Origin of the sequence: Methylobacterium oryzihabitans, from assembly GCF_004004555.2 — a bacterium.
In the GTDB taxonomy this organism is placed as follows: Bacteria; Pseudomonadota; Alphaproteobacteria; order Rhizobiales; family Beijerinckiaceae; genus Methylobacterium; species Methylobacterium oryzihabitans.
Window position 1 is genome coordinate 227,221 of record NZ_SACP01000003.1, and the last position, 25,058, is coordinate 252,278.

Annotated in this window: 24 protein-coding genes; 13 read left to right on the plus strand and 11 right to left on the minus strand. The window is 72.2% G+C overall.

Annotation, left to right across the window (positions count from 1 at the left end):
• Positions 1-7 precede the first annotated feature (7 nt).
• On the plus strand, positions 8-373 hold the full coding sequence (locus EOE48_RS05050; protein ID WP_127727689.1) for an SUF system Fe-S cluster assembly protein: 366 nt from the start codon (positions 8-10) through the stop codon (positions 371-373).
• A gap of 100 nt (positions 374-473) precedes the next feature.
• The gene (locus tag EOE48_RS05055; protein WP_127727690.1) at positions 474-854 is read left to right on the plus strand and encodes a HesB/IscA family protein; all 381 of its coding nucleotides are present in this window, start codon (positions 474-476) and stop codon (positions 852-854) included.
• A gap of 6 nt (positions 855-860) precedes the next feature.
• On the opposite strand, the gene EOE48_RS05060 is transcribed toward EOE48_RS05055, so the two are convergent.
• Together EOE48_RS05060 and EOE48_RS05065 are read right to left on the minus strand one after the other, a co-directional pair.
• The gene (locus EOE48_RS05060) at positions 861-1,922 is read right to left on the minus strand and encodes a GGDEF domain-containing protein (RefSeq protein WP_246153957.1); all 1,062 of its coding nucleotides are present in this window, start codon (positions 1,920-1,922) and stop codon (positions 861-863) included.
• Positions 1,923-2,048: 126 nt separating this feature from the next.
• The gene (locus EOE48_RS05065; RefSeq protein WP_127727691.1) at positions 2,049-3,494 is read right to left on the minus strand and encodes a DEAD/DEAH box helicase; all 1,446 of its coding nucleotides are present in this window, start codon (positions 3,492-3,494) and stop codon (positions 2,049-2,051) included.
• 590 nt (positions 3,495-4,084) lie between these two features.
• On the opposite strand from EOE48_RS05065, the gene EOE48_RS05070 reads away from it, so the two are divergent.
• Positions 4,085-4,948: an outer membrane protein gene (locus EOE48_RS05070; protein WP_127727692.1), complete on the plus strand. Its 864-nt coding sequence runs from the start codon at positions 4,085-4,087 to the stop codon at positions 4,946-4,948.
• A gap of 305 nt (positions 4,949-5,253) precedes the next feature.
• Here EOE48_RS05070 and EOE48_RS05075 read toward each other — a convergent pair whose 3' ends face one another.
• From EOE48_RS05075 to crtD, 9 genes are all read right to left on the minus strand, one after another.
• Positions 5,254-6,876 carry a rhodanese-like domain-containing protein gene (locus EOE48_RS05075; RefSeq protein WP_127727693.1) on the minus strand — a complete coding sequence of 541 codons (1,623 nt, stop codon included), beginning with the start codon at positions 6,874-6,876 and terminating at the stop codon, positions 5,254-5,256.
• A 37-nt stretch (positions 6,877-6,913) separates the two neighbouring features.
• Entirely contained in the window at positions 6,914-8,158 is a 1,245-nt protein-coding gene (locus tag EOE48_RS05080; protein ID WP_127727694.1) for an acyl-CoA dehydrogenase family protein, read from the minus strand.
• A gap of 9 nt (positions 8,159-8,167) precedes the next feature.
• Complete coding sequence (locus EOE48_RS05085; RefSeq protein WP_127727695.1) at positions 8,168-9,535, minus strand: NtaA/DmoA family FMN-dependent monooxygenase; 1,368 nt, start codon at positions 9,533-9,535, stop codon at positions 8,168-8,170.
• 34 nt (positions 9,536-9,569) lie between these two features.
• Positions 9,570-10,589 (minus strand): NrtA/SsuA/CpmA family ABC transporter substrate-binding protein, encoded by a 1,020-nt coding sequence (locus EOE48_RS05090; protein ID WP_127727696.1) that lies wholly within the window; start codon positions 10,587-10,589, stop codon positions 9,570-9,572.
• 58 nt (positions 10,590-10,647) lie between these two features.
• On the minus strand, positions 10,648-11,343 hold the full coding sequence (locus EOE48_RS05095; RefSeq protein ID WP_127727697.1) for an ABC transporter ATP-binding protein: 696 nt from the start codon (positions 11,341-11,343) through the stop codon (positions 10,648-10,650).
• Positions 11,340-12,200 (minus strand): ABC transporter permease subunit, encoded by an 861-nt coding sequence (locus tag EOE48_RS05100; RefSeq protein WP_127727698.1) that lies wholly within the window; start codon positions 12,198-12,200, stop codon positions 11,340-11,342. Before EOE48_RS05100 ends, EOE48_RS05095 begins: the two co-directional genes overlap by 4 nt.
• A gap of 496 nt (positions 12,201-12,696) precedes the next feature.
• The gene (locus EOE48_RS05105) at positions 12,697-13,236 is read right to left on the minus strand and encodes a phosphate-starvation-inducible PsiE family protein (protein WP_127727699.1); all 540 of its coding nucleotides are present in this window, start codon (positions 13,234-13,236) and stop codon (positions 12,697-12,699) included.
• A gap of 32 nt (positions 13,237-13,268) precedes the next feature.
• Positions 13,269-14,162 carry a carotenoid 1,2-hydratase gene (locus EOE48_RS05110; protein ID WP_127727700.1) on the minus strand — a complete coding sequence of 298 codons (894 nt, stop codon included), beginning with the start codon at positions 14,160-14,162 and terminating at the stop codon, positions 13,269-13,271.
• Positions 14,163-14,164: 2 nt separating this feature from the next.
• Entirely contained in the window at positions 14,165-15,658 is a 1,494-nt protein-coding gene (gene crtD / locus EOE48_RS05115) for a 1-hydroxycarotenoid 3,4-desaturase CrtD (RefSeq protein WP_127727701.1), read from the minus strand.
• A gap of 85 nt (positions 15,659-15,743) precedes the next feature.
• Here crtD and EOE48_RS05120 point away from each other — a divergent pair, with 85 nt between their 5' ends.
• The 10 genes from EOE48_RS05120 (at position 15,744) to pufL (ending at position 25,018) form a co-directional block, all read left to right on the plus strand.
• Positions 15,744-16,628, plus strand: a complete 885-nt coding sequence (locus EOE48_RS05120; protein WP_127727702.1) for a polyprenyl synthetase family protein — start codon at positions 15,744-15,746, stop codon at positions 16,626-16,628.
• Between the two features lie 322 nt (positions 16,629-16,950).
• On the plus strand, positions 16,951-18,108 hold the full coding sequence (locus EOE48_RS05130) for a methyltransferase (RefSeq protein ID WP_127727703.1): 1,158 nt from the start codon (positions 16,951-16,953) through the stop codon (positions 18,106-18,108).
• 133 nt (positions 18,109-18,241) lie between these two features.
• A complete protein-coding gene (bchC, locus tag EOE48_RS05135) occupies positions 18,242-19,177 on the plus strand; it encodes a chlorophyll synthesis pathway protein BchC (RefSeq protein WP_127727704.1) in 936 nt (311 codons plus the stop codon).
• Complete coding sequence (locus tag EOE48_RS05140) at positions 19,174-20,172, plus strand: chlorophyllide a reductase iron protein subunit X (RefSeq protein WP_127727705.1); 999 nt, start codon at positions 19,174-19,176, stop codon at positions 20,170-20,172. The genes bchC and EOE48_RS05140 overlap by 4 nt, the downstream gene beginning before the upstream one ends.
• 2 nt (positions 20,173-20,174) lie before the next feature.
• Positions 20,175-21,713 carry a chlorophyllide a reductase subunit Y gene (bchY, locus tag EOE48_RS05145; RefSeq protein ID WP_127727706.1) on the plus strand — a complete coding sequence of 513 codons (1,539 nt, stop codon included), beginning with the start codon at positions 20,175-20,177 and terminating at the stop codon, positions 21,711-21,713.
• Positions 21,713-23,188 (plus strand): chlorophyllide a reductase subunit Z, encoded by a 1,476-nt coding sequence (gene bchZ / locus EOE48_RS05150; RefSeq protein ID WP_127727707.1) that lies wholly within the window; start codon positions 21,713-21,715, stop codon positions 23,186-23,188. Before bchY ends, bchZ begins: the two co-directional genes overlap by 1 nt.
• An 83-nt stretch (positions 23,189-23,271) precedes the next feature.
• Positions 23,272-23,490 carry a hypothetical protein gene (locus EOE48_RS05155; protein WP_127727708.1) on the plus strand — a complete coding sequence of 73 codons (219 nt, stop codon included), beginning with the start codon at positions 23,272-23,274 and terminating at the stop codon, positions 23,488-23,490.
• Positions 23,491-23,668: 178 nt separating this feature from the next.
• Positions 23,669-23,899, plus strand: coding sequence for a light-harvesting antenna LH1, beta subunit (gene pufB, locus EOE48_RS05160; RefSeq protein WP_127727709.1), 231 nt, complete (start codon positions 23,669-23,671; stop codon positions 23,897-23,899).
• A gap of 16 nt (positions 23,900-23,915) precedes the next feature.
• Positions 23,916-24,095, plus strand: coding sequence for a light-harvesting antenna LH1, alpha subunit (gene pufA / locus EOE48_RS05165; protein ID WP_099952105.1), 180 nt, complete (start codon positions 23,916-23,918; stop codon positions 24,093-24,095).
• 98 nt (positions 24,096-24,193) lie between these two features.
• Positions 24,194-25,018 carry a photosynthetic reaction center subunit L gene (pufL, locus tag EOE48_RS05170; RefSeq protein ID WP_127727710.1) on the plus strand — a complete coding sequence of 275 codons (825 nt, stop codon included), beginning with the start codon at positions 24,194-24,196 and terminating at the stop codon, positions 25,016-25,018.
• The last annotated feature ends 40 nt before the right edge of the window (positions 25,019-25,058 follow it).

Below are 25,058 nucleotides of genomic sequence, written 5' to 3' on the forward strand. Positions count from 1 at the left end.
GGAACCCATGACCGCAACGACCCCGCACGGGCCGCAAGTCGCCGCCTCGGCGATTCCGCCCGAGGAACTCGACCAGCTCACCGACGGCATCGTGACGGCGCTGAAATCCGTCTACGATCCCGAGATCCCGGCCGACATCTACGAGCTCGGCCTGATCTACAAGGTCGACATCGGCGACGACCGCAACGTCGCGATCGACATGACTCTGACGGCGCCGGGCTGCCCGGTCGCCGGCGAGATGCCGGGCTGGGTCGAGAACGCGGTCTCGGCGGTGCCCGGCGTGCAGGGCTGCACCGTCACGATGGTGTTCGACCCGCCGTGGGACCAGAGCCGGATGTCCGACGAGGCCCGCGTCGCCCTCGACATGTGGTGACGCGGCGGCTGGCAAGCCGCCCTGCGACCACCTATCATCAGGGTCCCGATACCCTCACCTGCCCGGGCCTTGAACCCGGACGTCGGAGAGACCGTTCCCCATGGCACCGAGCTTCAAGGTCATCACGCTCACGGACGCCGCCGCCGAGCGCATCCGGGGCATCATCGCGGATGCCGACCAGCCGATCGCCGGCGTGCGCCTCGGCGTGCGCAACGGCGGCTGCGCCGGCATGGCCTACACGATGGAATACGCCGACGCGCGCCGGCCCGGCGAGGACATGGTCGAGGATCGCGGCGTGCGGGTGTTCATCGACCCCAAGGCCGTGCTGTTCCTGCTCGGCACGCAGATGGACTTCAAGACCGACAAGCTGTCGTCGCAGTTCGTGTTCAACAACCCGAACCAGACCTCGGCCTGCGGCTGCGGCGAGTCGGTCGCGATCACCCCGGCGGCGCCGGGGGTGATGGACGCCGCGCGGGTCTGACGCCGCTCAGGCGACGTCGTCGAGGTCGCCGGTCATGGTGTCGTCGACGACCCGGTTGCGGCCCGACCGCTTGGCCAGGAACATGCAGTGGTCGGCCCGCTCCAGCAGCGACACCGCGGTGTCGCCCCGGCGGATGCTGGCGAGGCCGACCGAGACCGTCACCCGGCCGAGCGATTCGCCGGTCGAGCGCTTGACCAGTTCGCGGCCCATCACGCTGGTGCGGATCCGCTCCGCCGCGAGGCGGGCGGAATCGCCGTTGCCGCCGGTGAGGATCACGCCGAATTCCTCACCGCCGAACCGGGCCAGCATCGCGCCGGATTCGACGGTCTCGCGCATCGTCACGGCGACGAGGCGCAGCACCTGATCGCCGGTGAGATGCCCGTACAGATCGTTGAACCGCTTGAAGTGGTCGATGTCGATCACGATCAGGCTCACGGGATGGCCCTGCATCGTCGAATGGTCGACCACCTTGCGCAGCATCTCGTCGAAATGCTTGCGGTTCCCGATCCCGGTGAGGGGGTCGGTGAGGGACTCGACCCGCACGGCCTCCAGGGTCTCGCGCAGGGTCTCGATCTCGGCCCGGCTCTCGCGCATCCGGGCTTCGAGGGTGCGGTTGTTGGCCGCCACGTCCCGCGTCGCCACCACCAGCGACGACACGATCTCGCGCACCCGGGCGCGGTTGACGGTGGGCCCGCTGAGATCCTGGGAGATCGCCTGCAGCGAGGCGCCGTAGCGCATCGTCGAGCCGAGGGCGACTTCGAGCATCTCCATGATCTGATCGATCTCGGTGATGACCCCGGCCCCGGTACGTTCGGCCTCGGCGGTCAGGCGGCGGCCGTCGATATAGGTCTCGTAGAGTTGGTCGATGCTGGCGGAGCTCAGCGTGCCGTGCTCGGTCGTCAGGCGCTTGACGGCTTCGTTGAGCAGGGGCTGCGCCCCCGACACGTAGCTGTACCAGACCGCGTAGCTGCGGGGATCGGCCGAGGAGCCGTAGGCCTTCATCAGCTCGGTCGCTCGCTGTCCGAACAGGAAGCTGCGCTCGATGTCAGCCTGGGACAGTTCACTCACCCGGCTTCTCCCACCATCAGCCCCCCGTCGTGCTGACGGGGCGCCCACGTCTGGGTCATACAGGCGGCAGGTAGAGAAGCGGTTAAGACCAGATCGGCACCGGTAAAAAGCCGAACCAGCGGTCTGCTACTCCTGGTCGTTCTTCTTCTTGAGGACAATCGGACGCAGGAGGAAGGCGGGGATGTGCCCGCCCAGGCCGATCTCGGCCTCGGGCATCGCGTCGGCCTCGCGCGGGGGGCGTGCCGGAGCCGGGCGGGGGCGTTCCTCGCTCCGCCGGCCCCTGACCCGGTTCGGCGCGTCGACGCGACGCTCCGCCTCGGCGCGACGCGGGTTGCGGGGCTCGTCCCGGCGCTCGCCCCGCGGCTCGTCGCGGCGCCCGCGGGTGGAGCGCTCGCGGCCGCGCCGGGCCCGCGGCTCGTCGGACTCGTCGTCCGCGGACAGGGTGGAGAGGTCGCCCGCCTCCCAGCCGATCGGCTGGCCGATCAGGCTCTCGATCGCCGCCAGGGACTTCTCGTCGCCGCGTCCCACGAGGGTGAAGGCGGCACCGCTGCGACCGGCCCGGCCGGTCCGGCCGATCCGATGGACGTAGTCCTCGGCGTGGTGCGGCACGTCGAAGTTGAACACGTGACTCACCGCCGGGATGTCGAGGCCGCGGGCCGCGACGTCGCTGGCGACGAGCAGCGGGATCTCGCCCGAGCGGAAGGCGTCGAGAGCGGCCATCCGGGCCCGCTGGTCCATGTCGCCGTGCAGGGCGGCGACGGTGAAGCCGTGGTTGGACAGCGATTTCTGCAACTGCGCCACGTCGCGCTTGCGGTTGCAGAAGATGATGCCGTTCTTCAGATCCTCGGCGGCGCGGATCAGCTTGCGCAGGGTCTTGCGCTTCTGGTGCCCCTCGGCCCCGGTGGCGACCAGCCGCTGGGTGATGGTCGAGGCGGTCGAGGCCGGACGGGCGACCTCGATCCGGACCGGATTGTGGAGGAAGTCGTCGGCGAGCCGCTGGATCTCCGGCGGCATCGTGGCCGAGAAGAACAGCGTCTGGCGGGTGAACGGCACCAGCTTCACGATGCGCTCGATGTCGGGGATGAACCCCATGTCGAGCATCCGGTCGGCCTCGTCGATCACCAGCAGTTCGACGCCGGACAGCAGCAGCTTGCCGCGCTCGAAGTGGTCGAGCAGCCGGCCCGGGGTCGCGATGAGCACGTCGACGCCGCGGGTGATCTTGGAATCCTGATCGGCGAACGAGACGCCGCCGATCAGCAGAGCGACGTTGAGCTTGTGGTTGCTGCCGTAGCGCTCGAAGTTCTCGACCACCTGCGCGGCGAGTTCGCGCGTCGGTTCGAGGACCAGGGTGCGGGGCATGCGGGCGCGTGCCCGGCCCTGCTCCAGCATGGTCAGCATCGGCAGGGTGAAGGCGGCGGTCTTGCCGGTTCCGGTCTGCGCGACGCCGAGGACGTCGCGGCGGCCGAGCACGTGGGGGATGGCCTGGGCCTGGATCGGCGTCGGCGTCGTATACCCCGACTCCGTGACGGCCTGCAGGACCTTGTCGCTCAAACCCAGTTCTGCGAATGACATTCCGTATGCGAACCGTTGCGCGCGGCCTGGGCCGGCCGGCGCGGGAAGATCCATCCCGGCAACGGCCTGGGCGCAGGTTGGTTGCACAACCTGCTACGCGCGAAGGGACTGTGCACGATCATGCCATTGCGGCGGCGCGCCGAAGTCGCGCCGGCCCCAGGGACACGCCCGAAACCGCGAGACTTGTCAAGCGCATTCGGTGCCGGCGGACGGAAAACCGGTGGGATCCCGAAGGCGCGGACAGGCGGAGCCGAGCCGTCTCCCGGGCTCGACCTTCCCCAACACCGACGGCTCGTGCTCGCACGCTGCCCCTTCGCCGCGGACCGACAGCGGAGGATGATCGCCGTTCGGACGAAACGCCCCGCCAATGCGGGGGGCGGCAGGCCGAGACGGGCACTCGTTCAATCAAATGTTATGGTTAACTCGTTCTTTCCAGGATCGAGCGAAAATCGAAGACCGCGGCGACGGAATTTCATCTTTTGTTGACCTGCGGTCCGGTAAAAGCCTGCCTTGTTGCAGGAAAGCGACAGACCGGACGCCGGGCCAGGGATACAAGCGCGCCGGCTTTCGCCAACCAGGACCAGTCACAAATGAAGAAGATTCTCCTCGCCTCCGTGGCCCTCGCCGGCCTCACCGCCGCCGCCTCGGCCGCCGACCTTCCGCGCCGCGCTGCGCCGCCGCCGGTGTTCACGCCGGTGCCGGTGTTCACCTGGACCGGCTTCTACGCCGGTTTCAACGCCGGCTACGGCTTCGCCACCGAGGACAACAACCGCGCCACCATCGTCGGCGTCGGCCCGGCCACCGGCCTCGTCACCACCCCCACCGTCATCGCCTTCCCGAGCCAGCGCTCGTCGGACGGCTTCGTCGGCGGCGGCCAGATCGGCTACAACTACCAGTTCACCCCGGGCTCGGGCATCGTCGTCGGCCTCGAGGCGGACGCCCAGTACGTCGATTTCGGCCGTGACCGCAACCGCTTCAGCGCCACCGGCCCGCTGGCCGCCCAGCAGGTGTTCAACCCGGCCGGCATCTCGGGCCTGGACTTCTTCGGCACCGTGCGCGGCCGCCTCGGCTACGCCTGGGACCGCACCCTGGTCTACGCCACCGGCGGTTTCGCCTACGGCTCGGGCGGCGGTCGCGACTTCGGCCTGCCCAACACCTCGACCGACGACTTCAAGACCGGCTGGACCGTCGGCGGCGGCGTCGAGTACGCCCTGCCCACCGACTCGTTCCTGAACTTCTTCAAGTCGTCGGCCGTGACGGTGAAGGTCGAAGGCCTGTACGTGAACCTCGATCGCGGCAACAGCCTGAACGGCGCGTTCGCGGTCAACAACGCCGGCACCGTCATCGGCCTGGGCAGCCCGGGCGTGGTCGTGGTTCAGTCGGCGCAGGCCCGCCGCGACACCGAGTTCGCCGTCGTCCGCGCCGGCCTGAACTACAAGTTCGGCACCTGGTAGGACCCGGTTCCCTCAGCGGGATCCCTTATCGCACCACGTGGAAGCCCGGCCGAAAGGCCGGGCTTTCCGCGTTGGAGAGCCTGCCCGCGAGCCCGTCCCGCGGGCCCATCCGGCGCGAGCCGCCTGGGGCACACCGCCTCGGGGGCGAGCGGCAGCATCGCAGGCTCCGCCCACCTGAGCGAAGCCGATTTTCGCATCGCAAAGCGATCAATCAAAAATCGTATGACGTCCGCAGCGCGAAGCGATGTCGTGAGCGAGGCTCCGACGCGAACGGCCGGGGGTCGTGCGGCCGTCCGCCAACGCCGTCAGTCCAGCGACGCCCCCCCCACCGCGGAGGACCGATCCTCGCTCGATGCAGCGGTCGCGCGCGCGACGTGGAAGCGGGCGATACCGTCATTGGCAAGCTGCGCCACGAGCTGCAATTCCCAGTCGATGTAGCCCTGCATCGCGGCGCGGGCGTTGTCGGTGCCCTCGTAGGGCCGCTTGTAGATGTCAGCCGGCTCCGACAGGAAGCGGCCCCCGGTCTCGAGCGGCTTGCCCACCTCCGCCCACGCCGCCGTGCCGCCGGCGAGCAGCCGCACCGGGCGGGCCGTCGCGCCCTGCGCCTCGGCGAGGTTCGCCGCGGCGACCCGGCCGTCCGGCGAGGTCAGCACGATCGGGCCGTCGCCCGGCAGGGCGGCGAGGTCGCGCGCCAGCGCCGGCCCGGAGGCGTGCCACGCGCCCGGGACGTGGCCGCGCCGGTAGGCCGGGCTGCGGGCGAGATCGACCACCGTGGCATCGGCCCGGTCCGCCAGGGCGTCCGGCGTCAGCGCCGGCCCGGCCGGCAGGTCCGCCCGGGGCGCCTCCGGCACCGGGAAGACGCCGGGCAGGACCGCGCCCTCGGCCAGCACGAAGGCGTCCCAGCCCATCTGGACCAGCCACGACGCCGCCATCCGGGCGCGCACGCCGTCGTCGTCGTAGAGCACGACCCGGGCGCCGCGCACCCCGAGCCACTCGTCGGTGGCCTGGACGAGCTGCCCGCCGGGCGCCGAGGCGAAGCCCGCCGGATGGCGCTGCGCATGCTCGGCGGGGTCGCGCACGTCGAGGGTGTAGAGCGTGCGCGCCTCGGCCTCGGCGCGGAACCGGGCGAGGTCGTCCGCCCCGATCGCCGGCACGCCGACATGGGCGGCCCAGGCGGCGGCGCGCTCGCGGGCCCAGGCGCGCGTCTCCGCCGATGGCGCCGGGGCGCGCTCGGAGCGGCGGGTCTCCAGCGTCAGGCCCTCCAGCGTCCAGCCGATCGTGCCGTTGCGCAGGGCCACGACCCGGTTGGGCAGGCCGGCATTGACGAGGCTCTGGGTGCCGATGATGCTGCGGGTGCGCCCGGCGCAGTTGACGACCACGAGGGTCCCGGGGGAGGGCGCGGCCTCGCGGATGCGGTAGACGAGTTCGCCCCCGGGCAGGCTGCGGCCGCCCGGGATGCTCATCGTGGCGAACTCCTCGAAGCGGCGGGCATCGACCACCACGACGTCGTCCTGCGCGTCGAGGAGGCGCTTCACCTCGGCCGCGGGCAGCGACGGCGTGTGGCGGATCGCCTCGACCAGTTCGCCGAACGCCTTCGACGGCACGTTGACGTCGCGGTAGACCTCGCCGACCCGGGCGTAGGCGGCGAGCCCGCCCTCCAGGATCGCGACGTCGCGGTAGCCGAGGGCGGCGATCCGGGCGGCCGCCCGCCCGGCGTAGCCCTCGCCGTCGTCGTAGACCACGACCGGGGCCGACAGACGCGGCACCAGCGGCGGCAGCGCGGTCTCGATCTCGCTCACCGGCACGCTGAGCGCGAAGAGCGGATGCGCCTCGGCGAACGGGCCCTCCTCCCGCACGTCGAGGAGCGCGATCTCGCGGCCCTCGGCCCAGTGGGCGCGCAGGTCCCGCGCGGTGATGGTCCTGGTCATGGGGATCTCATGGTGACGGTGTGCGGCAGGTCCTCGCTCAAAAGAACGCTCCCGTCGGCGGCAGGGCGCCGTTGAGGTAGTGGTCGCCGACCACGCGCTCCTTGTAGATCCGCGGGTTGTGCGCCGCGACGACCTTCAGGTTGCGCCAGTGGCGGTCGAGGGCGCGCTCGGTCGCGACGGCGCTGCCGCTGCCGACGTCGAGGAGCAGGCCCGCGAGCGTCGCCGCGACCTCGTCGGTCACGACCTTGGCCTCGGCCGCCGCGATGCTGCCGGCGATCGACAGGGCCTCGGCGTCGGGCTGCGCCGCCCGGGCCCAGGCGAGGTCGAGCGCCGCGACGGCCCGGTCGGTCACCGCGAGGATCGCGGCCCGGTAGGCGGCGATGCGGCCGATCACCGCTTGGATCTCCGGCTCGCCCGAAGGGTGCTCGGCGAGGGCGTGGTAGTAGTTGCGCGACCGGCCCCGCACCAGTGCCAGCGCATCCTGGAGGATGCGGGTGACGATGCCGGAGATCACCACCGTCAGGTAGACCTGGTGGAAGGTGAAGCCGTAGAGGTACGGCTCGCCCCCGGCCCGCTCGGGGACCGCGAACAGGTCGCCGGGGGCGACCGCCACGTCCTCGAACACCGTCGTGCCCGAGCCGGTGAGCTTCTGGCCGAACCCGGTCCAGTCGTCGTCGAGGATCACGCCCGGGGCACTGGTCGGAACCAGGAACTGCACGGTCCGGCCGCTGCCGTCCTCGACCGCCGAGACGAAGAGGTGGTCGGCATAGAGGTTGCCGGTCGAGTAGATCTTGCGGCCGGAGACCCGGTAGCCGCCGCCGTCCCGCATCAGCCGCGCGCCCGGCACCTGCCCGCGGCTGCCGGCCGGGCCGCCGCCGGCCTCCGACACGGCGTTGCCGAACATCCGCCCCTCCGCGGCGAGAGCCAGGATGCGGGCCGAGAACGGATCGCCCGGCGTCTTCCGGTGCTGCTCGACGGCGAAGAAGTGGTTGCGGAAGACGTGGGCGATGTTCGGGTCGGCGCCGGCAAGGTCGCGGGCGAGCGCGAACAGCTCGGGCAGGCTCACCCCCGCGCCGCCGCTCTCGCGGGGGAGCCGCACGGCGCCGAAGCCGCGCGCCTTCAGCTCCGCCGTCTCGGCGACGATCGGGGCGCGCGCGACGTCGCGGGCCGCCGCCCCCTCGGCGAAGCCGGCGAAGACCCCGTCGAGGCCGAGGCGGCGGGTGACCGGGCTCCAGTCCGGCCGGGTCGCGGCGGCCGGGTCGAACCGGTGGGATTGCAGCATGGCGCGCTCCTATCGCCCGGTGCCGGTGCGTCGCACCGGCGCGGCGTCGCGCGGATCGACGGAGTGGTCGAGGCCGAGATGGTGGCGCAGGGTCTGGCCCGTGTACTCGTCGCGGAACCGCCCGGCCTTGCGCAGGAGCGGCAGCACCGCGTCGACGATGTCCTCGAGCCCGCTCGTCTGGACGTCGACGTTGAGGTTGAACCCGTCCGCGGCGTCGGCGTCGAGCCAGTGCAGGATGTCGGAAGCGACCGCCTCCGGCGTGCCGACGATCATCCGGTGGCCGCCGACGATGTTGCTGAGCGCGGCCTGCCGCACCGTCCAGCCGTGCTCGACCGCCTCGGCGAGAATCTGCCTGCGCGGCCAGCGGGAGGCGATCGGCACCCGCGGCTCCGCGGCCTCGATCCGGTCGTAGGGGAGGGGGGCGTCGAGGGGCAGGTCGTCGGGGTCGAGGGCGAAGTGGCGGGCGAGTTCGCCGCGCAGGAACTCGATGTCGAGGCCGGCATCGAGGTCGGCCTTGCGGCGCAGGGCTTCTTCCTCGGTGCTGCCGACGATCGGAAACAGCCCCGGCATGACGAGGAGCTGAGCAGGGTCGCGGCCCTGGCCGCGGGCGAGCGCCTTCACGTCGGCGTAGAACTTCTTCGCCGGCCCGATCAGGCGCTGGCCGGTGAACAGGGCGTCGGCGTAGCGTGCGCCGAACGCCTTGCTGTCCTCCGACTGCCCGGCCTGGAAGATCACCGGCCGCCCCTGCGGCCCGACCGGGGCCGACAGGGCGCCCCGGGCGCTGAAGTGGCGGCCCTCGACCGCGACCGGGCGGACCCGCGCCGGGTCGACGAAGACGTGGCGGTCGCGGTCGGCGACGATCGCGTCCCGGGGCAGCGAGTCCCACAGGCCCGTGACGATCTCGACGAACTCGGTGGCGCGCCGGTAGCGCTCGTCCTGGTCGAAGCCGTGCGGCAGGCCGTAGGCGGCGAGCGCCACCGGGGTCTGGCTGGTGATGATGTTCCAGGCCGCCCGGCCCTTGCTGATGTGGTCGAGGGAGGCGATCTGGCGGGCCACGACATAGGGGTGACCGAAGATCGTCGAGGTCGTGGCGACGAGGCCGATATGGGTGGTGGCCTGCGACAGGGCGGCGAGCAGCGTCACCGGATCGAGGGCGCGCCAGGGCCGGTGCAGCGCCTCCTCGACGAGGCCGCCGGGACCGTCGGCGAGGAAAAGCGCGTCGATCTTGCCCCGCTCGGCCACCCTGGCGATGCGCAGGAACGCATCGATGTCGGTGGACAGCGAGGCCGGGTCGGGCAGGGTCTTCCACGCGGCGTCGTGGCGCCCGGAGGCGAGGACGTTGACGCCGAGGCGGACGGGTTTCTTGGGAGAGGGCATGGGCGCGCTCCGGGCGGAAAGGGGGATGGAGGGTTCAGACCCGCACGGAATGGTCGGCGACGTTGACTCGCTTCGGCAGGATCGCCCGGTCGGCGAGCCAGTCGGCCGCCTTCTGGAAGTCGGCGAGGAAGGCCGCGTCGTCGGCCTCGTAGAACCGGTTCTGCCGCTTGTAGCCGGCGAGGTGGTCGCGCACGGCGTCGCCGTACTTGCCCTCCCGCTGGGCGATGGTCTCGGCCTCGACCGGGTTGTCGCTGATCCAGCGGCCCTCGCGGGCATAGGCGTCGATCACCGCCCGCACGAGGGCGGAGTTCCTGGTGGTGAAGTCGCGCAGGGAGACGAGCGACGAGTAGTCGATCAGGAAATCGAGGTCCCGGCCCTCGAAGAAGATGTCCTTGGCACCGTACTGGTCGCGGGCGATGTCGACGGCCGGTGTCCACATCGACCACGCATCGACCCGGCCCTGGCCGAAGGCCGGCGAGGCATCCGGCGGATTGAGATACACGAACTCGACTGATCTGCGGTCGACGCCGTGCTTCTCCAGCGCCGCGACCAGCAGGAACTCGCCGAGCCCCGAGCGGTTCACCGCGACCTTCTTGCCGGCGAGATCCTTGACCGAATCGATGCCGGAATTCTTCTTGACGATGATCGCGGTCGAGCGCGGCGAATAGACGTTGTAGTTGGTGAAGACCAGCGGCGAGCCGGCGAGGATCGCGGCGAGCGCCGGGGTGGTGCTGCCCCAGAAGCCGAAATCGGCGCTGCCGCCGACCACCGCCTGCAGCGAGGGCGCGTGGTTGGGGAACGGGCCGACCCACTTTACCGTGATGTCCTGCGCCGCGAGGCTCTTCTCGAACTCGCCGCGCTCGCGGGCGATCAGCGGCAGGCCGCCGCGGCCCCAGCCGAGCCGGACGGTGTCGGTGTTGCGGGTTCCTGCGCCCTGCGCCCGGGCTTCTTGAGCCAGGATCCGGCCGGATCCGAGGGCGGCAGCGCCGAGCGCCAGCCCGGCTCCCTGGAGGAGGCGGCGCCGGTCGAGGCCGAAATCGTCTGAACGGGTCATGCGGAAGGGTCCTGTGGGCCGGCGCCGGGCCGGTCCGGATTCGGGAAGGGTCGGGGGATCAGGCGGCGCGGTCGTGCAGGACGACGCCGAGTTCGCCGAGGAGCTTGGCGCGCAGGGCGGACGGTCCCGCGGCAGTCTCGGCGTCCACGTCGTAGGAGGCGGCGATCCGGCCGCCGCGCATCACCAGGATGCGGTCGGCGATGGCGATCGCCTCGTCGACGTCGTGGGTGACCAGGAGGACCCCCGGCCGGTGGCGCGCGACGAGATCCTCGATGAGGTCGTGCATCCTGATCCGGGTCAGGGCGTCGAGGGCGGCGAAGGGCTCGTCGAGGAGCAGCAGCCGCGGCTCGCGCACCAGGGCGCGTGCCAGCGCCACCCGCTGGGCCTGACCGCCCGAGAGGTTGCGCGGCCAGTCGCCCTCGCGCCCGGCCAGCCCCACCTCCCGCAGGGCCGCCACCGCCTGTTCCCGTGCCTGCGGCGTCTCGATCCCGAGGGCGACGTTCTGCCAGAGCGGGGCCCAGGGCAGCAGGCGGTGCTCCTGGAACACCACGGCGGGCTGCGACGGGCCGTCGATGCGCCCGCCATCGACCGGGTCGAGGCCGGCCAGCGCCCGCAGGAGGGTGGTCTTGCCGCAGCCGCTCTCGCCCAGCATCGCGACGAACTCGCCGGTCTCGATCCGCAGATCCAGGCCCTCGATCACGACCCGCTCGCCGTAGCGGCGACGCAGGCCCCGGACGGTGACGGCGGCGCTCATCGGCGAGCCTCCCCGGCGTAGTTCGGGTGCCAGGCGAGCAGCCGGCGCTCCAGGGCCCGGGCGACGCTGTCGGCGAGCACGCCGATCGCCGCGTAGATCACGATGGTCAGCACGATGACGTTGGTCTGGAGGAACTCGCGGGCATCCATCGCGAGGAAGCCGACGCCCTTCGTGGTGGCGATGGTCTCGGCGATGACGAGCGCCAGCCACGCCACCGCGAGGGCGTAGCGCACGCCGGTGAGGATCGACGGCATCGCGCCCGGCAGGATGATCTTCGTGATGCGCCCGCGCAGGCTCAGGCCGGTCACCTTGGCGACCTCCATCAGCTTCGGGTCGACCTGACGGATGCCCAGCACGGTGTTGATGTAGATCGGGAACAGCACGCCGAGCGAGACCAGGAAGATCTTGCCGGCCTCGTCGACGCCGAACCACACGATGACCAGCGGCAGCAGGGCGAGGAACGGGATCGCCCGGACCATCTGGATCGAGCGGTCGAGGAGTGCCTCGGCGAGACGCGAGAAGCCGACGAGCACGCCGAGCCCGAAGCCGATGCCGCCGCCGACGACGAAGCCCGTCGCCGCCCGCACGAGGCTGTAGCCGAGATGGACGAACAGCGTGCCGTCCGCCGCGAGCGTCCAGGCGGTCGCCAGGACCGCGCTCGGTGCCGGCATCACCTGCGGGTTCACGCCGCCGAACCGGCACAGCGTTTCCCAGCCCAGCGCGAAGGCGAGAGGCGCGAGCCACGAGATCGCGACGAGTTCGCGCCCGCTCCAGGTCCACTCTCCGGCCGACCGCGGCTGCCCGTGCAGCAAGCCCGTGATCGCTTCGGTTTTCTCGCTCGTGAGGTCGACGGCCATGAACGATCGCTTCCGGTGCGCGGGACGCGTCGGCCGCATCCCTCATCGCATCCTGCGTTCGTATTTTAGTCGATCGACTTTGTAAACTAAAACGGCGCGGAAAGACCGGGGCCATGCCGGATCGCCGTCCCGTCATCGAGAACCGGCGCGGACGGGCCTCGACCGAGGTCGGAGAGACCGGATGCACCGGTCCGTTCGACATGAGGACGGTCCGCACGGCGACTCTCCCGCCGTGACGGCGCCCTCATGTCGATCGGACGCCGGGAGACCTCCCGGGCGTCGGAACGGCTCGATCAGAACGGCTCGGTCAGAACGGCTTGGGCTTCATCAGCTGGCCGCGGCTGGAGACGACCGCCACCACGATCCACGGACAGACGAAGACCAGGAAGAACAGCAGGCCCATCGAAACCTCCCTGAGTTGCACCACGACCGGCCATTACCAATGCCGCACGGGCCGTGCCGGTTGCAGGCCCGGCGGCTGCGATCCGCCCGGGGCCTACTCGACCCCGGCCGGCTTCTCGTCGTCCCGGGCGCGGTGGAGCAGGAAGATCGACACCACCATCACCAGAATCAGCCCGGCCAGCACCCCGAGCTCGATCATCGAGGCGCGAAACAGCGCCTCCTTCTGCGGCGACCAGTCGGCGGCGTGCATCGCCTCGGCGGTCTGGAGCGTCAGCACCAGGACCCGCCGGATCGACGCGATCAGGCCGACGATCAGGAACGGTTCGCAGGTCAGCCGGCCCGAGCGCATCGAGACCCGCACGGTGTGCAGGATCTCGACCAGCATCAGCAGGAACAGCAGCCGGTCGACCACGTCGAGGAGCTGCGAGGCGCCGCCGACCGACAGGATCGCCTTGCCGGTCATCCCGGCGGCGTCGAGCAGCGCCATCACCGCCGTGATCGCCAGCAGCACGCCGAGGGCGGCGTAGATCGCGTGCTCGGTGTGCAGGAACACGAAGGCGGAGAGCCGCGTCAGCCGCCCGCCTTCCTCGTCGGAATCGTCCGCCTTGTCTCCCGCCTTCGCGTCCTGGGCCATGGGGTCGGGTCTCCCGCTCTGGAGGGTTTGAGTCAGCGCGGGGCGCGCGGCATGCGGAACGGCAGCATCAGGCGCACCAGCGGGTTGGTGAACCGGTCGAGGTCGAGCGCCTCGTGCACCGGCCGCACCGCCTCGCCGCAGATCCGGGCCGAGAGCAGCGAGCGCGAGTAGAACGGCGCGTCCTCGAAGCGGCGCAGCACCGAGGCCGCGCCGTCGTCGCTGCGGGTCGCGCGCGGTAGGCGCCACAGCGTCGGCGGCAGCCGCGCCGGCACCGGCGGCTCGATCGGCTGCGGGGTGCCGTCCGGATCGAAGCGCAGGGACAGGTCCTGGCGGCTGCCGTCGCGGCGCTCGACGTCGTAGAGGATCGCGGCGCCGCGCTTGAGCGTCGAGCGCGACCACGTCCAGCTCCGGAACGAATCCTCGAGCGGCACGTCGCCGTCGTTGGTGTCGAAATAGGCGTCGCCGCTCCAGCGCAGGGACGGGCGGTCGAACGCGACCTCGATCCGCGAGGCCGGGCTGAGCGGCCACCACCGGTGGCGGCCCTCGGCGTCGAGGGTGAACGGGCCCGGCGTAATCCCGGCCGGCCGCACCCGGATCGTGCCGGACAGGCGCGAGGGCAGGGGGCTCGTCACCTCCGCGACCCGGATCGTCAGGGTGGTGCCGTCCCAGTGCAGCGAACTCGGGCCGATCGCCAGCGAGGTCGCGTCGCGCGCGACGCTGCCGCGGGGCCGCTCGGTCATCGCCCAGGCGCCGGGCCGGCCGTACAGGACCACGTTGACGGCGGAATGGTTGAGCGGGTCGGCCCGCCCGCTCCAGGCGTAGTAGGGCGAGAAGACGCTGCCGAGGAACGCGATGACCGTGAGGCCGTGGCGGCCGTCGTCGCTGACCCCGTCGACGTACCACCAGGCATAGCCGCCGGGCGGCACGCTCAGGTCGAACCGAGGTCCCGCAGCACGCTCGCGGCCGCCAGCCGGCCCGACTGCGCCGCCATCGGCACGCCCGGCCCCGGATGGACGCTCCCCCCCGCGAGGTAGAGGCCCGGCAGCCGCGTGCGCGCCCCCGGCCGGCGGAACGACGCCATCCAGCCGTGCGAGGCCCGCCCGTACAGCGCCCCGCCCGTCGCCGGAAAAAGCCGGGCGAACTCCGTCGGCGTCGTCGTGGTCCTGGCCGTCTCGGCGATCGTCAGGCCGCAGGCGGAGAGCCGTCGGCTCATCGTGTCGTGGCATCGGGCGATCTCCTCCGGGGATAGCGGGGCGTCGCGCGCGGGCGCGTTGACGAGGCAGAGCAGGGCTTCGGGGGATGCGCCGTCGCCGCGATCCGGCAGGCCGTGATCGCCGCGCTCCTGCGCGCAGACGTAGACGGTCGGATCCCGCGGCAGGCGGGCGCCCTGGGTCAGGTCGGCGAATTCGGCGGCATAATCGGGCGAGAAGAACACGTTGTGGCGCACCAGGGGGAAGCCGTCGGGCCGGCCCGCCAACGCGAAGGTCACCGCCGAGAGCGAGCGCTCGGACGCCGGGACCGGCTCGACCGCCCGGGCGGGCTCGCGCCCGAACAGCCCGTCCGCCAGGGCGGCGGCGTCGGCATTCGCCACCACCCGGGTCGCCGGCAGCCGCTCGCCGGTCGTCAGCGTCACGCCCGCCACCCGCCCGCCCGCGACCTCGATCCGCTCGGCGCCCACCCCGTAGCGCAGGTCCGCTCCCCGCTCGGCGGCGAGGTCCGCCACGGCGGCGGCGAGGCGCGACAGCCCGCCCTCGACGGTCCACACGCCCTCCATCTCGACATGGGCGACGAGCATCAGGGTCGCGGGGGCCGAGAACGGCGAGGAGCCGCAATAGGTGGCGTAGCGGCCGAAGAGCTGACGCAGGCGCGGATCGCGAAAATGCTCGCACAGGGCCGTCCACATCGTCGTGAACGGCTGGATACGCATCAGGCCGCCCATCCCCCACGGCCCGGCGCGCATCGCGAGGTCGACCGGGCTCGGCCGCTGGCCGCGGATGAACGGGCCTTCGAGGGTGCGGTAGATCTCGCCGGCCCGGGCGCGGAAGCGCCGGAACCCCTCGGCATCCCGTGCACCGGCGAAATCCGCGATGGCGGCCTCCGAGCGGGCGGGATCGGCGAACAGGTCAAGCCGCTCGCCCGCGCTCCAGGCGTGACGGGCGAGGATCGCCGCCGGGCTCAACGCCACCCGGGCGCCGAGATCGGCCCCGCACTCGGAAAAAATTTCCTCGAACACCCAGCGCATGGTGAAGACCGTCGGACCGGCCTCGACGCGGCAGGGACCGGCCGCGACCCGGCGCATCTTGCCGCCGGGCGTCGCCTCCTTCTCGACCAGCGTCACCGGCAGGCCGGCGGCGGCGAGCGTCAGCGCAGCGACGAGCCCGCCGATCCCCGCCCCGATCACCACCACCCGTTCGTCCGGCACGCCGTTGATCTCCTGCCCGGGAAGTGTCAATCTAAAATGACACTCCGTAATGTTCAAACGAAATGACAGATGCGGGAGAGACGCCATGGAAGGCCAGTTTGACGACGGTCGTCGCATCGAGCGGACCCTGGACGTGGCCGTGTCGTTCGCCGAGGCGCCCGGCGCGCCGCCGCGCCTCGCCGAGGCGATCCGCTACGCGGTGTTTCCGGGCGGGCACCGCATCCGGCCGCGGCTGTGCCTCGCGGTCGCCCGTGCCTGCGGCGACGACGACCCGGCCGCCTCCGACGCGGCGGCGGCGGCGATCGAACTCCTGCACTGCGCCTCGCTGGTCCACGACGACCTGCCGTGCTTCGACGACGCAGCCGAGCGCCGGCGCAAGCCCTCGGTCCACGTCGCCTACGGGGTGCCGGTGGCCTTGCTCACCGGCGACGCGCTGATCGTGCTCGCCTTCGAGACCCTGGCGCGGGGCGCCGCCCGGTCGCCGGCGCGCCTCGCCGCCCTGGTCGGGCTGGTGGCGCGGGCGGTCGGCTCGCCGGCCGGGATCGTCGCCGGGCAGGCCTGGGAATCCGAACCGCAGGTCGGCCTGTCGGTCTACCAGCAGGCCAAGACCGGCGCGCTGTTCGCCGCCGCCACCGTGACGGGGGCGGCCGCGGCCGGGTCCGAGCCGATGGGGTGGCGGCTGCTCGGCGAATATCTCGGCGAGGCCTATCAGGTCGCCGACGACCTGCGCGACGTCGCCTGCCGCCAGGAGGAGGTCGGCAAGCCGGTCGGCCGCGACGTGACGCTCGGGCGCCCCAACGCGGCGGCTTTGCTCGGCATGGACGGGGCGCTGCGCCGCCTGTCCGACCTCGCCCACGAGGCGATGGAGGTGATTCCCGACTGTCCCGGCATCGAGGCCCTGCGGGCCGAGATCCTGGCCCAGACCCGGCTCTTCCTGCCGGCGCGGCTGGCGCAGAGCCTGGTGGCGTAGGGATAGCCGGGGTGGCTCGTCACCGAACCCTCCCATCTCTGTGCAGGGCTATCCGGCGACAGGAAAAGGCGCGGGTGTCCCCTCTCCCTGCGGGCGGGGAGAGGGCTGTCTGCACCTTGTCGTGCAGACAGCGAGCCCGAAGGGCGAGGGTGAGGGGGTGTTTCCGGAGGAGCCTCTTCCGGCCCCACCCCCTCACCCTCGCTCCGCCTCCGCTTGCCGACGACACGACAAGGTGTCGTCGGCCCTCTCCCCGCCCGCGGGGAGAGGAGATTGCCCGCGACACACCTTTCCCCGGACGGCTCCGCGCAGAGGGGGGAGGGCGATGAAACCCGTCCCCCACGCCCTTCCGGCGACCCCGGTCGCGTCACTCCCCTGGCGCGACCGCCTCCTCGCCCTGCGCCACCGCCTGATCGCCAGCCCGCGCTTCCAGCGTTTCGCCGCCGCCTTCCCGCCGACCCGGGGCATCGCCCGGCGCAACGCCCGGGCGCTGTTCGACCTCTGCGCCGGCTTCGTCTACGCCCAGGTGCTCGCCGCCTGCCTGCGGCTGGACCTGTTCCGCCTCCTCGCCGACGGGCCGCTCGCCCCGGAGGCGCTGGCCCGGCGCCTCGACCTGCCGCCCGACCGGGCGCTCTGCCTCCTGCGCGCCGCCGCCTCCCTCGGGCTGCTGACCGCCCTGCGCGACGGCCGCTTCGCCCTCGGCGATCTCGGGGCGGCGCTCCTCGGCAACCCGTCCGTCGCCGCGATGGTCGCCCACCACGCCATGCTGTACGACGACCTGCGCGATCCGGTGGCGCTGCTGCGCGGCCAGGCTGAGCCGACGCGGCTGTCGGGCTACTGGGCCTATGCCGGCACCGACGACCCGGCCGGCGTCGGCGAGGCGGCGGTGGCGCCCTACGGCGCCCTCATGGGCGCCTCGCAGGCGCTGGTCGCCCGCGACATCCTCGACGCCTACCCGCTCGCCTGCCACGCCCGGCTCCTCGATGTCGGCGGCGGCGAGGGCGCCTTCGCGGTCGAGGCGGCGCGCCATGCACCGGCCCTCGCCGTCACGCTGTTCGACCTGCCGCCGGTCGCCGAACGCGCCGCGCGGCGCTTCGCCCAGGAAGGCCTGTCCGGGCGCGCCACCGCCCTCGGCGGCAGCTTCCATGACGGCTTGCCCCGCGGCGCCGACGTGGTGTCGCTGGTACGGGTCGTCCACGATCACGACGACGGACCCGCCCTCGCCCTGCTGAAGGCGGTCCGCGCCGCGCTGCCGCCGGGCGGCACGCTGCTGCTCGCCGAGCCGATGGCCGGCACGCCCGGGGCCGAGCCGATCGGGGACGCCTATTTCGGGTTCTACCTCCTGGCGATGGGAAGCGGACGGCCGCGGACCGCCGCCGAACTCTCGGGCCTGCTCGCCGAGGCCGGATTCGCGCGCATCCGCGAGCGCCCGACCCGGCGTCCGATGCTGGTGCGCCTGCTCGCGGCTCGCACGCCGACCTGATGGTCCTCCCACCGGCAGGCCGCGGTTCCGTCTCATGAGTGTAAAGTAAACTTGACACCAATAGACGCCCATTTAGGATGACGAATGCCGCTTCGAGCGGCTTTCGTCCGCACTCGCGGAGGGGCCGTACCGCATGCACGCGCAGGCCGTGATCCTCGACCGTCCCGAACGCCTCGGCCTCGCCCGGCTGGCTCTCGACGCGCCCGGACCCGCCGACGCGACCGTCGAGGTCGCGTGGAGCGGCATCAGCACCGGCACCGAGCGCCTGCTGTGGTCGGGCCGGATGCCGGACTTTCCCGGCATGGGCTATCCGCTGGTGCCGGGCTACGAATCGATCGGCCGGGTGGTCGAGGCCGGGCCGGAATCCGGCCGCCGCGTCGGCGAGACGGTGTTCGTGCCGGGGGCGCGCTGCTTCGGCCCGGTCCGCGGGCTGTTCGGCGGCGCCGCCTCGCACCTCGTCGCCGCCGGCAGCCGGCTGCGGCCGATCCCCGATTCCCTCGGCGAGCGCGGCATCCTGCTGGCGCTCGCCGCCACCGCGCATCACGCCCTCGCCGGCAGCGAGGGCCGGGGACGCCAGCTCATCGTCGGGCACGGCGTGCTCGGGCGGCTGCTGGCGCGGATCGCGCGGATCGACGGCCTCGACCCGGTGGTGTGGGAGCGCGATCCCGCCCGCCGCGGCGCCGGCACCGGCTACAAGGTGATCGACCCGGATCAGGACGAGACGTCCTATGCCCGCGTCATCGACGCCAGCGGCGATGCCGGCCTCCTCGACCGCCTGATCGCCCGGCTCGCCCCGGGCGGCGAGGTGGTGCTGGCCGGCTTCTACGAGGCGCCGCTCTCGTTCGCGTTCCCGCCGGCCTTCCTGCGCGAGGCGCGCATCCGCGTCGCGGCGCAGTGGCAGCCCGGCGACCTCGACGCCGTGGCGGCGCTCGCGGGCTCCGGCGCCCTGTCCCTCGACGGCCTCGTCACCCACCGGCGCCCGGCCGGCGAGGCCGAGGCGGCCTACCGCACGGCGTTCGGCGATGCCGACTGCCTCAAGATGGTCCTCGACTGGAGAGCACAGCCATGAACGCTTCGCTGAACGGCGCCGCGCTCCAAGCCTCGATCCTGCGCGCCGAGGCCGCGATCCCGCCGGACCCGGTCCCGACCGCGGCGACCCGCGAGACCCAGATCATCGCGATCTACGGCAAGGGCGGCATCGGCAAGAGCTTCACGCTCGCCAACCTGTCCTACATGCTCGCCCAGCAGGGCAAGCGGGTGCTGCTGATCGGCTGCGACCCGAAGAGCGATACCACCTCGCTGCTGTTCGGCGGCCGGGCCTGCCCGACGATCATCGAGACCTCGACGAGGCGCAAGCTCGCCGGCGAGGCGGTGGCGATCGGCGACGTCTGCTTCAAGCGCGACGGCGTGTTCGCGATGGAACTCGGCGGGCCGGAGGTCGGCCGCGGCTGCGGCGGGCGCGGCATCATCCACGGCTTCGAGCTGCTGGAAAAGCTCGGCTTCCACGAATGGGGCTTCGACTACGTCCTGCTCGACTTTCTCGGCGACGTGGTCTGCGGCGGCTTCGGCCTGCCGATCGCCCGCGACATGTGCCAGAAGGTCATCGTCGTCGGCTCGAACGACCTGCAGTCGCTCTACGTCGCCAACAACGTCTGCTCGGCGGTGGAATACTTCCGCAAGCTCGGCGGCAACGTCGGCGTCGGCGGCCTCGTCATCAACAAGGACGACGGCACCGGCGAGGCGCAGGCCTTCGCGGAAGCGGCCGGCATCCCGATCCTCGCCTCGATCCCGGCCGACGACGACATCCGCCGGAAGAGCGCGAACTACGAGATCATCGGCCGCCCGGACGGGCGCTGGGGGCCCCTCTTCGCCGAACTCGCCGACAACATCGGCTCCGCCCTGCCGCACCGGCCGACGCCGCTGTCGCAGGACGCGCTCCTCGGCCTGTTCAAGGGCGAGGCCGTCGGGCGCGGGGTGGTGCTCGATCCCGCGAGCGACGCGGACATGCGCGGCCGCCCGGTCGAGATCCGGCCGTCCCTCGAAGTCGTCTACGAGACGGTGTGACCATGGGTGCCTCCCTGGACATCGCGGCGTTGCGCGCCCGGAGCGGCCCGGTGAATCTCGCGGCGACCCGCGAGGACGGCCACGGCTGCCATTCCGGCAAGGCGGCGATGCGCGAGGCGGCGCAGGCCGCCGGCATGGGCGAGACCCTGGACGCCCTCAAGCGCGACTACCCGACCGGCCCGCACGACCAGCCGCAGAGCATGTGCCCGGCCTTCGGCTCGCTCCGGGTCGGCCTGCGCATGCGCCGCACCGCGACGATCCTCTCGGGTTCGGCCTGCTGCGTCTACGGGCTGACCTTCACCTCGCACTTCTACGGCGCGCGCCGCACGGTCGGCTACGTGCCGTTCAACTCCGAGACGCTCGTCACCGGCAAGCTGTTCGAGGACATCCGCGACGCGGTCCACGCCACCGCCGACCCGGCGCTGCACGACGCGGTCGTGGTCATCAACCTGTGCGTGCCGACCGCCTCCGGCGTGCCGCTGCGGCTCTTGCCGCGGGAGATCGACGGGGTGCGGATCATCGGCATCGACGTGCCGGGCTTCGGCGTGCCGACCCATGCCGAGGCCAAGGATGTGCTCGCCGGCGCGATGCTGCGGGTCGCGCGGACCGAGGCGGAGCTGGGCCCCGTCGCGGCGCCCCGCGAAGGGACGCCGACGCGAGGCCGCGACGGGCGTCCGACCGTCGCGCTGCTCGGCGAGATGTTCCCGGCCGACCCGGTGCAGATCGGCGCGCTGCTCGAACCGCTCGGCCTGAGCGCCGGCCCGGTGGTGCCGACGCGGGAATGGCGCGAGCTCTACGCGGCGCTGGACGGCACGGCGGTGGCGGCGATCCACCCGTTCTACACCGCGTGCCTGCGCGAGTTCGAGGCGGCGGGCCGGCCGGCCTTCGGCTCCGCGCCGGTCGGCCACGACGGCACCGCCGCGTGGCTCGACGCGGTCGGGCAGGCCTGCGGCGTCGCCCGCGCCCGCGTCGAGGCGGCCAAGAACCGGTTCCTGCCGGCGATCCGGGGGGCGCTCGCGGCGAATCCGATCCGCGGCCGGATCACGCTCTCGGGCTACGAGGGCTCGGAACTGCTGGTGGCCCGCCTTCTGGTCGAGAGCGGCGCCGAGGTGCCTTACGTCGGCACCGCCCTGCCGCGGACGCCGTTCGCCGAGGCCGACCGCGACTGGCTGGAGCAGCGCGGCTGCCGGGTGCGGTTCCGCGCCTCGCTGGAGCACGATCTCGCGGCGGTCGAGGAATACCGGCCCGATCTCGCCATCGGCACCACCCCGGTGGTGCAGAAGGCCAAGGAGCGGGCGATTCCCGCGCTCTACTTCACCAACCTGATCTCGGCCCGCCCGCTGATGGGCGTCGCCGGTGCCGGCTCGCTGGCCCAGGTGGTGAACGGGGCGATGGCGCAAGCCGCGCGGTTCGACGCCATGCGGTCGTTCTTCGCCGGCGTCGGCGAGGGCCACGCCGCCGGGATCTGGCAGGACGTGCCGAAGAAGCGCGCGGCGGTGAAGCGCGCCGCACCCGAGAAACCGATCGGGGAGATGGCCTGATGCTCGTCCTCGACCACGACCGCGCCGGCGGCTACTGGGGCGCCGTCTATGTCTTCACGGCGGTGAAGGGGCTCCAGGTCGTCATCGACGGCCCGGTCGGCTGCGAGAACCTGCCGGTGACCTCGGTGCTGCACTACACCGACGCGCTGCCGCCGCACGAGCTGCCGATCGTCGTCACGGGCCTGGCCGAGGAGGAACTCGGCCGCCACGGCACCGAAGGGGCGATGCGACGCGCCCACGCGACGCTCGATCCGGCGCAGCCCAGCGTCGTCGTCACCGGCTCGATCGCCGAGATGATCGGCGGCGGCGTGACGCCGGAGGGCACCAACCTCCAGCGCTTCCTGTCGCGTACCATCGACGAGGATCAGTGGCAGGCCGCCGACCGCGCCCTGTCCTGGCTCTGGCACGAATACGGGGCGAAGAAGGCCGGCAAGAAGGGTGTGATCCCGCCGCGGCCCGAACGCGCCCCCGGGGTGAAGCCGCGGGTCAACCTGATCGGCCCGGCCTACGGCACCTTCAACATGCCCTCCGACCTCGCCGAGATCCGGCGCCTCGTCGAGGGCATCGGCGCCGAGGTGAACCTCGTCTTCCCGCTCGGCACCCATCTCTCCGACATCCCGCGCCTCGTCGAGGCCGATGCCAACATCTGCCTCTACCGCGAGTTCGGGCGCCTGCTCTGCGAGGCCCTCGACCGGCCCTACCTCCATGCGCCAATCGGGGTGCACAGCACGACGAAGTTCCTGCGGGCGCTCGGCGAGATCCTCGGCGTCGATCCCGAGCCGTTCATCGAGCGCGAGAAGCACACGACGCTCAAGCCGCTATGGGACCTGTGGCGCTCGGTGACGCAGGACTTCTTCGCCTCGGCGAGCTTCGGAATCGTCGCGACCGACACCTATGCGCGGGGCCTGCGCCACTTCCTCGAGGACGAGATGGGGCTGCCGTGCCGGTTCGCGGTCTCGCGCACCGCCGGCACCAAGCCCGACAACGCGGCGGTGCGGCAGGCGATCCGCGAGACGCCGCCACTGGTGCTGTTCGGCTCCTACAACGAGCGGCTCTACCTCGCCGAATGCGGCGGGAGGGCGGTGTTCATCCCGGCCTCGTTTCCGGGCGCGGTGGTGCGCCGGCACACCGGCACGCCGTTCATGGGGTATTCGGGCGCGACCTACCTCGTGCAGGAGGTGTGCAACGCGCTGTTCGACGCGCTCTTCCACATCCTGCCGCTGTCGCGCGACCTCGACGCCGTCGAGGCGACGCCGGCCCGCGCGCCGCATTCTTCGACCGGCTCGGCGCTCCCGTGGGACGACGACGCGCGCGAGCGCCTCGACGCCTCGGTGGAGGCGAGCCCGGTGCTGGTGCGGATCTCGTTCGCCAAGCGCCTGCGCGACGCCGCCGAGCGCGAGGCGAGCCGGGCCGGGTCCGAGCGCGTGACCGAACTCTGCGTCGAGCGCGCCCGCGCCTCGCTCGCGGCGGCCTGACCGCCGTGCCGGCCGGCGCGGCCGCCGCGCCGGTCACCCCGCAATGGCTCCCGCGCAGGCGGGAACGGAGGAGAGCCGAAGCCATGAGATCCGAAGCAGTCCGTCCGTTCGTCGCGGTGTCGCGGTCCCGGTCCGAGGCGGTCCAGTTCCGGACCATCCTGGCGGCGACCTACCCGGTCTTCCTGGTCGCCGCCGTCGTGCAGCGCCTGCGCCCCGGGGCCGCCGCTCTGCCGCGCCGCTCGGTGTTCGGCGAGGCCCGCGCGATGGCGCTCTCGGCGATCCCCTTCGCCTTCATGGGCTGAGGCACCTTGGGCTGAGGCACCTTGGGCTGAGGCACCTCGGGCTAAGCCCGCCCGGGCCGATGCCCGCTGGGCCGAGTTTCCGCCGCCGGCGACGGCGGCGGGGAGACCGCCCGACCGTCACGGCCGGGCAACCCCCGCGCGGGAATCCCCGCGCGGTCCCGCATCCGGAGGTTCGGCAATGGCCAACGGCATGGACAAACCCAGCGTACTCTCAGGACTCACCGAAGAGGAGGCGAAGGAGTTTCACGGCATCTTCGTCACCAGCTTCATCATCTTCACGGCGATCGCGGTCGTCGCGCACTTCCTCGTCTGGCTGTGGCGGCCCTGGCTGCCCGGGCCCAACGGCTACTCGTCGCTGACGGACGGCGTGACCTACGCCGCCCACGGCCTGCTGCCCTTCATCGCGTGAAGAGGGAGGATCCGTCATGCACAAGGTCTGGCTTCTGTTCGATCCGCGCCGCACCCTGGTGGCCCTGTTCACCTTCCTGTTCGTGCTCGCGCTGATCATCCACTTCATCCTGCTCAGCACCAACCGGTTCAACTGGCTGGAGGGGCCCGCGGCCAAGAAGGCCGAGATCGCCCACAGCCTCGTCCTGCCGACCTGACGGCAGCGGGACCGGGCGCCCGCGCGGGCGCCCCGCGCCGCGGACGGACCGACCGTCCGCGGTCACCACGCACGTCGAGCGGACGGGAGGGCCGCGCCATGGCCATGCTGAATTTCGAGCGGAAATACCGGGTCCGCGGCGGGACGTTGCTCGGCGGCGACCTGTTCGACTTCTGGGCCGGGCCGTTCTACGTCGGCTTCTTCGGGGTCACGGGGTTGTTCTTCACCCTGCTCGGCACCGGCCTGATCGTCTGGGGCGCGGCGCTCGGGCCGACCTGGAACGTCTGGCAGATCAACATCGCGCCGCCCGACCTCAAGTACGGGCTGGCGCTGGCGCCGCTGCGCGAGGGCGGCCTGTGGCAGATCATCACCTTCTGCGCCGTGGGGTCCTTCGGATCCTGGGCCCTGCGCGAGGTCGAGATCTGCCGCAAGCTCGGCATCGGATATCACGTCCCCTTCGCCTTTTCGGTGGCGATCGCCGCCTACGTGACGCTGGTGGTGGTCCGCCCGATGCTGATGGGCGCCTGGGGCCACGGCTTCCCCTACGGGATACTCAGCCACCTCGACTGGGTGTCGAACGTCGGATACCAGTACCTCCACTTCCACTACAATCCCGCGCACATGCTCGCTGTGACGTTCTTCTTCACGACGACCTTCGCGCTGTCGCTGCACGGCTCGCTGATCCTGTCCTCGGTCAATCCCGGCAAGGGCGAGGTGGTCAAGACCCCCGAGCACGAGGACACCTACTTCCGCGATACGATCGGCTACTCGATCGGCACGCTCGGCATCCACCGGCTCGGCCTGTTCCTGGCCCTCTCGGCCGGGTTCTGGAGCGCGGTCTGCATCGTCATCAGCGGCCCGTTCTGGACCCGCGGCTGGCCCGAATGGTGGGGCTGGTGGCTGAGCCTGCCGATCTGGCGCTGAGCCCAGCCCGTCCTCCCGAGACGTCACCCGTCAGAAGGCA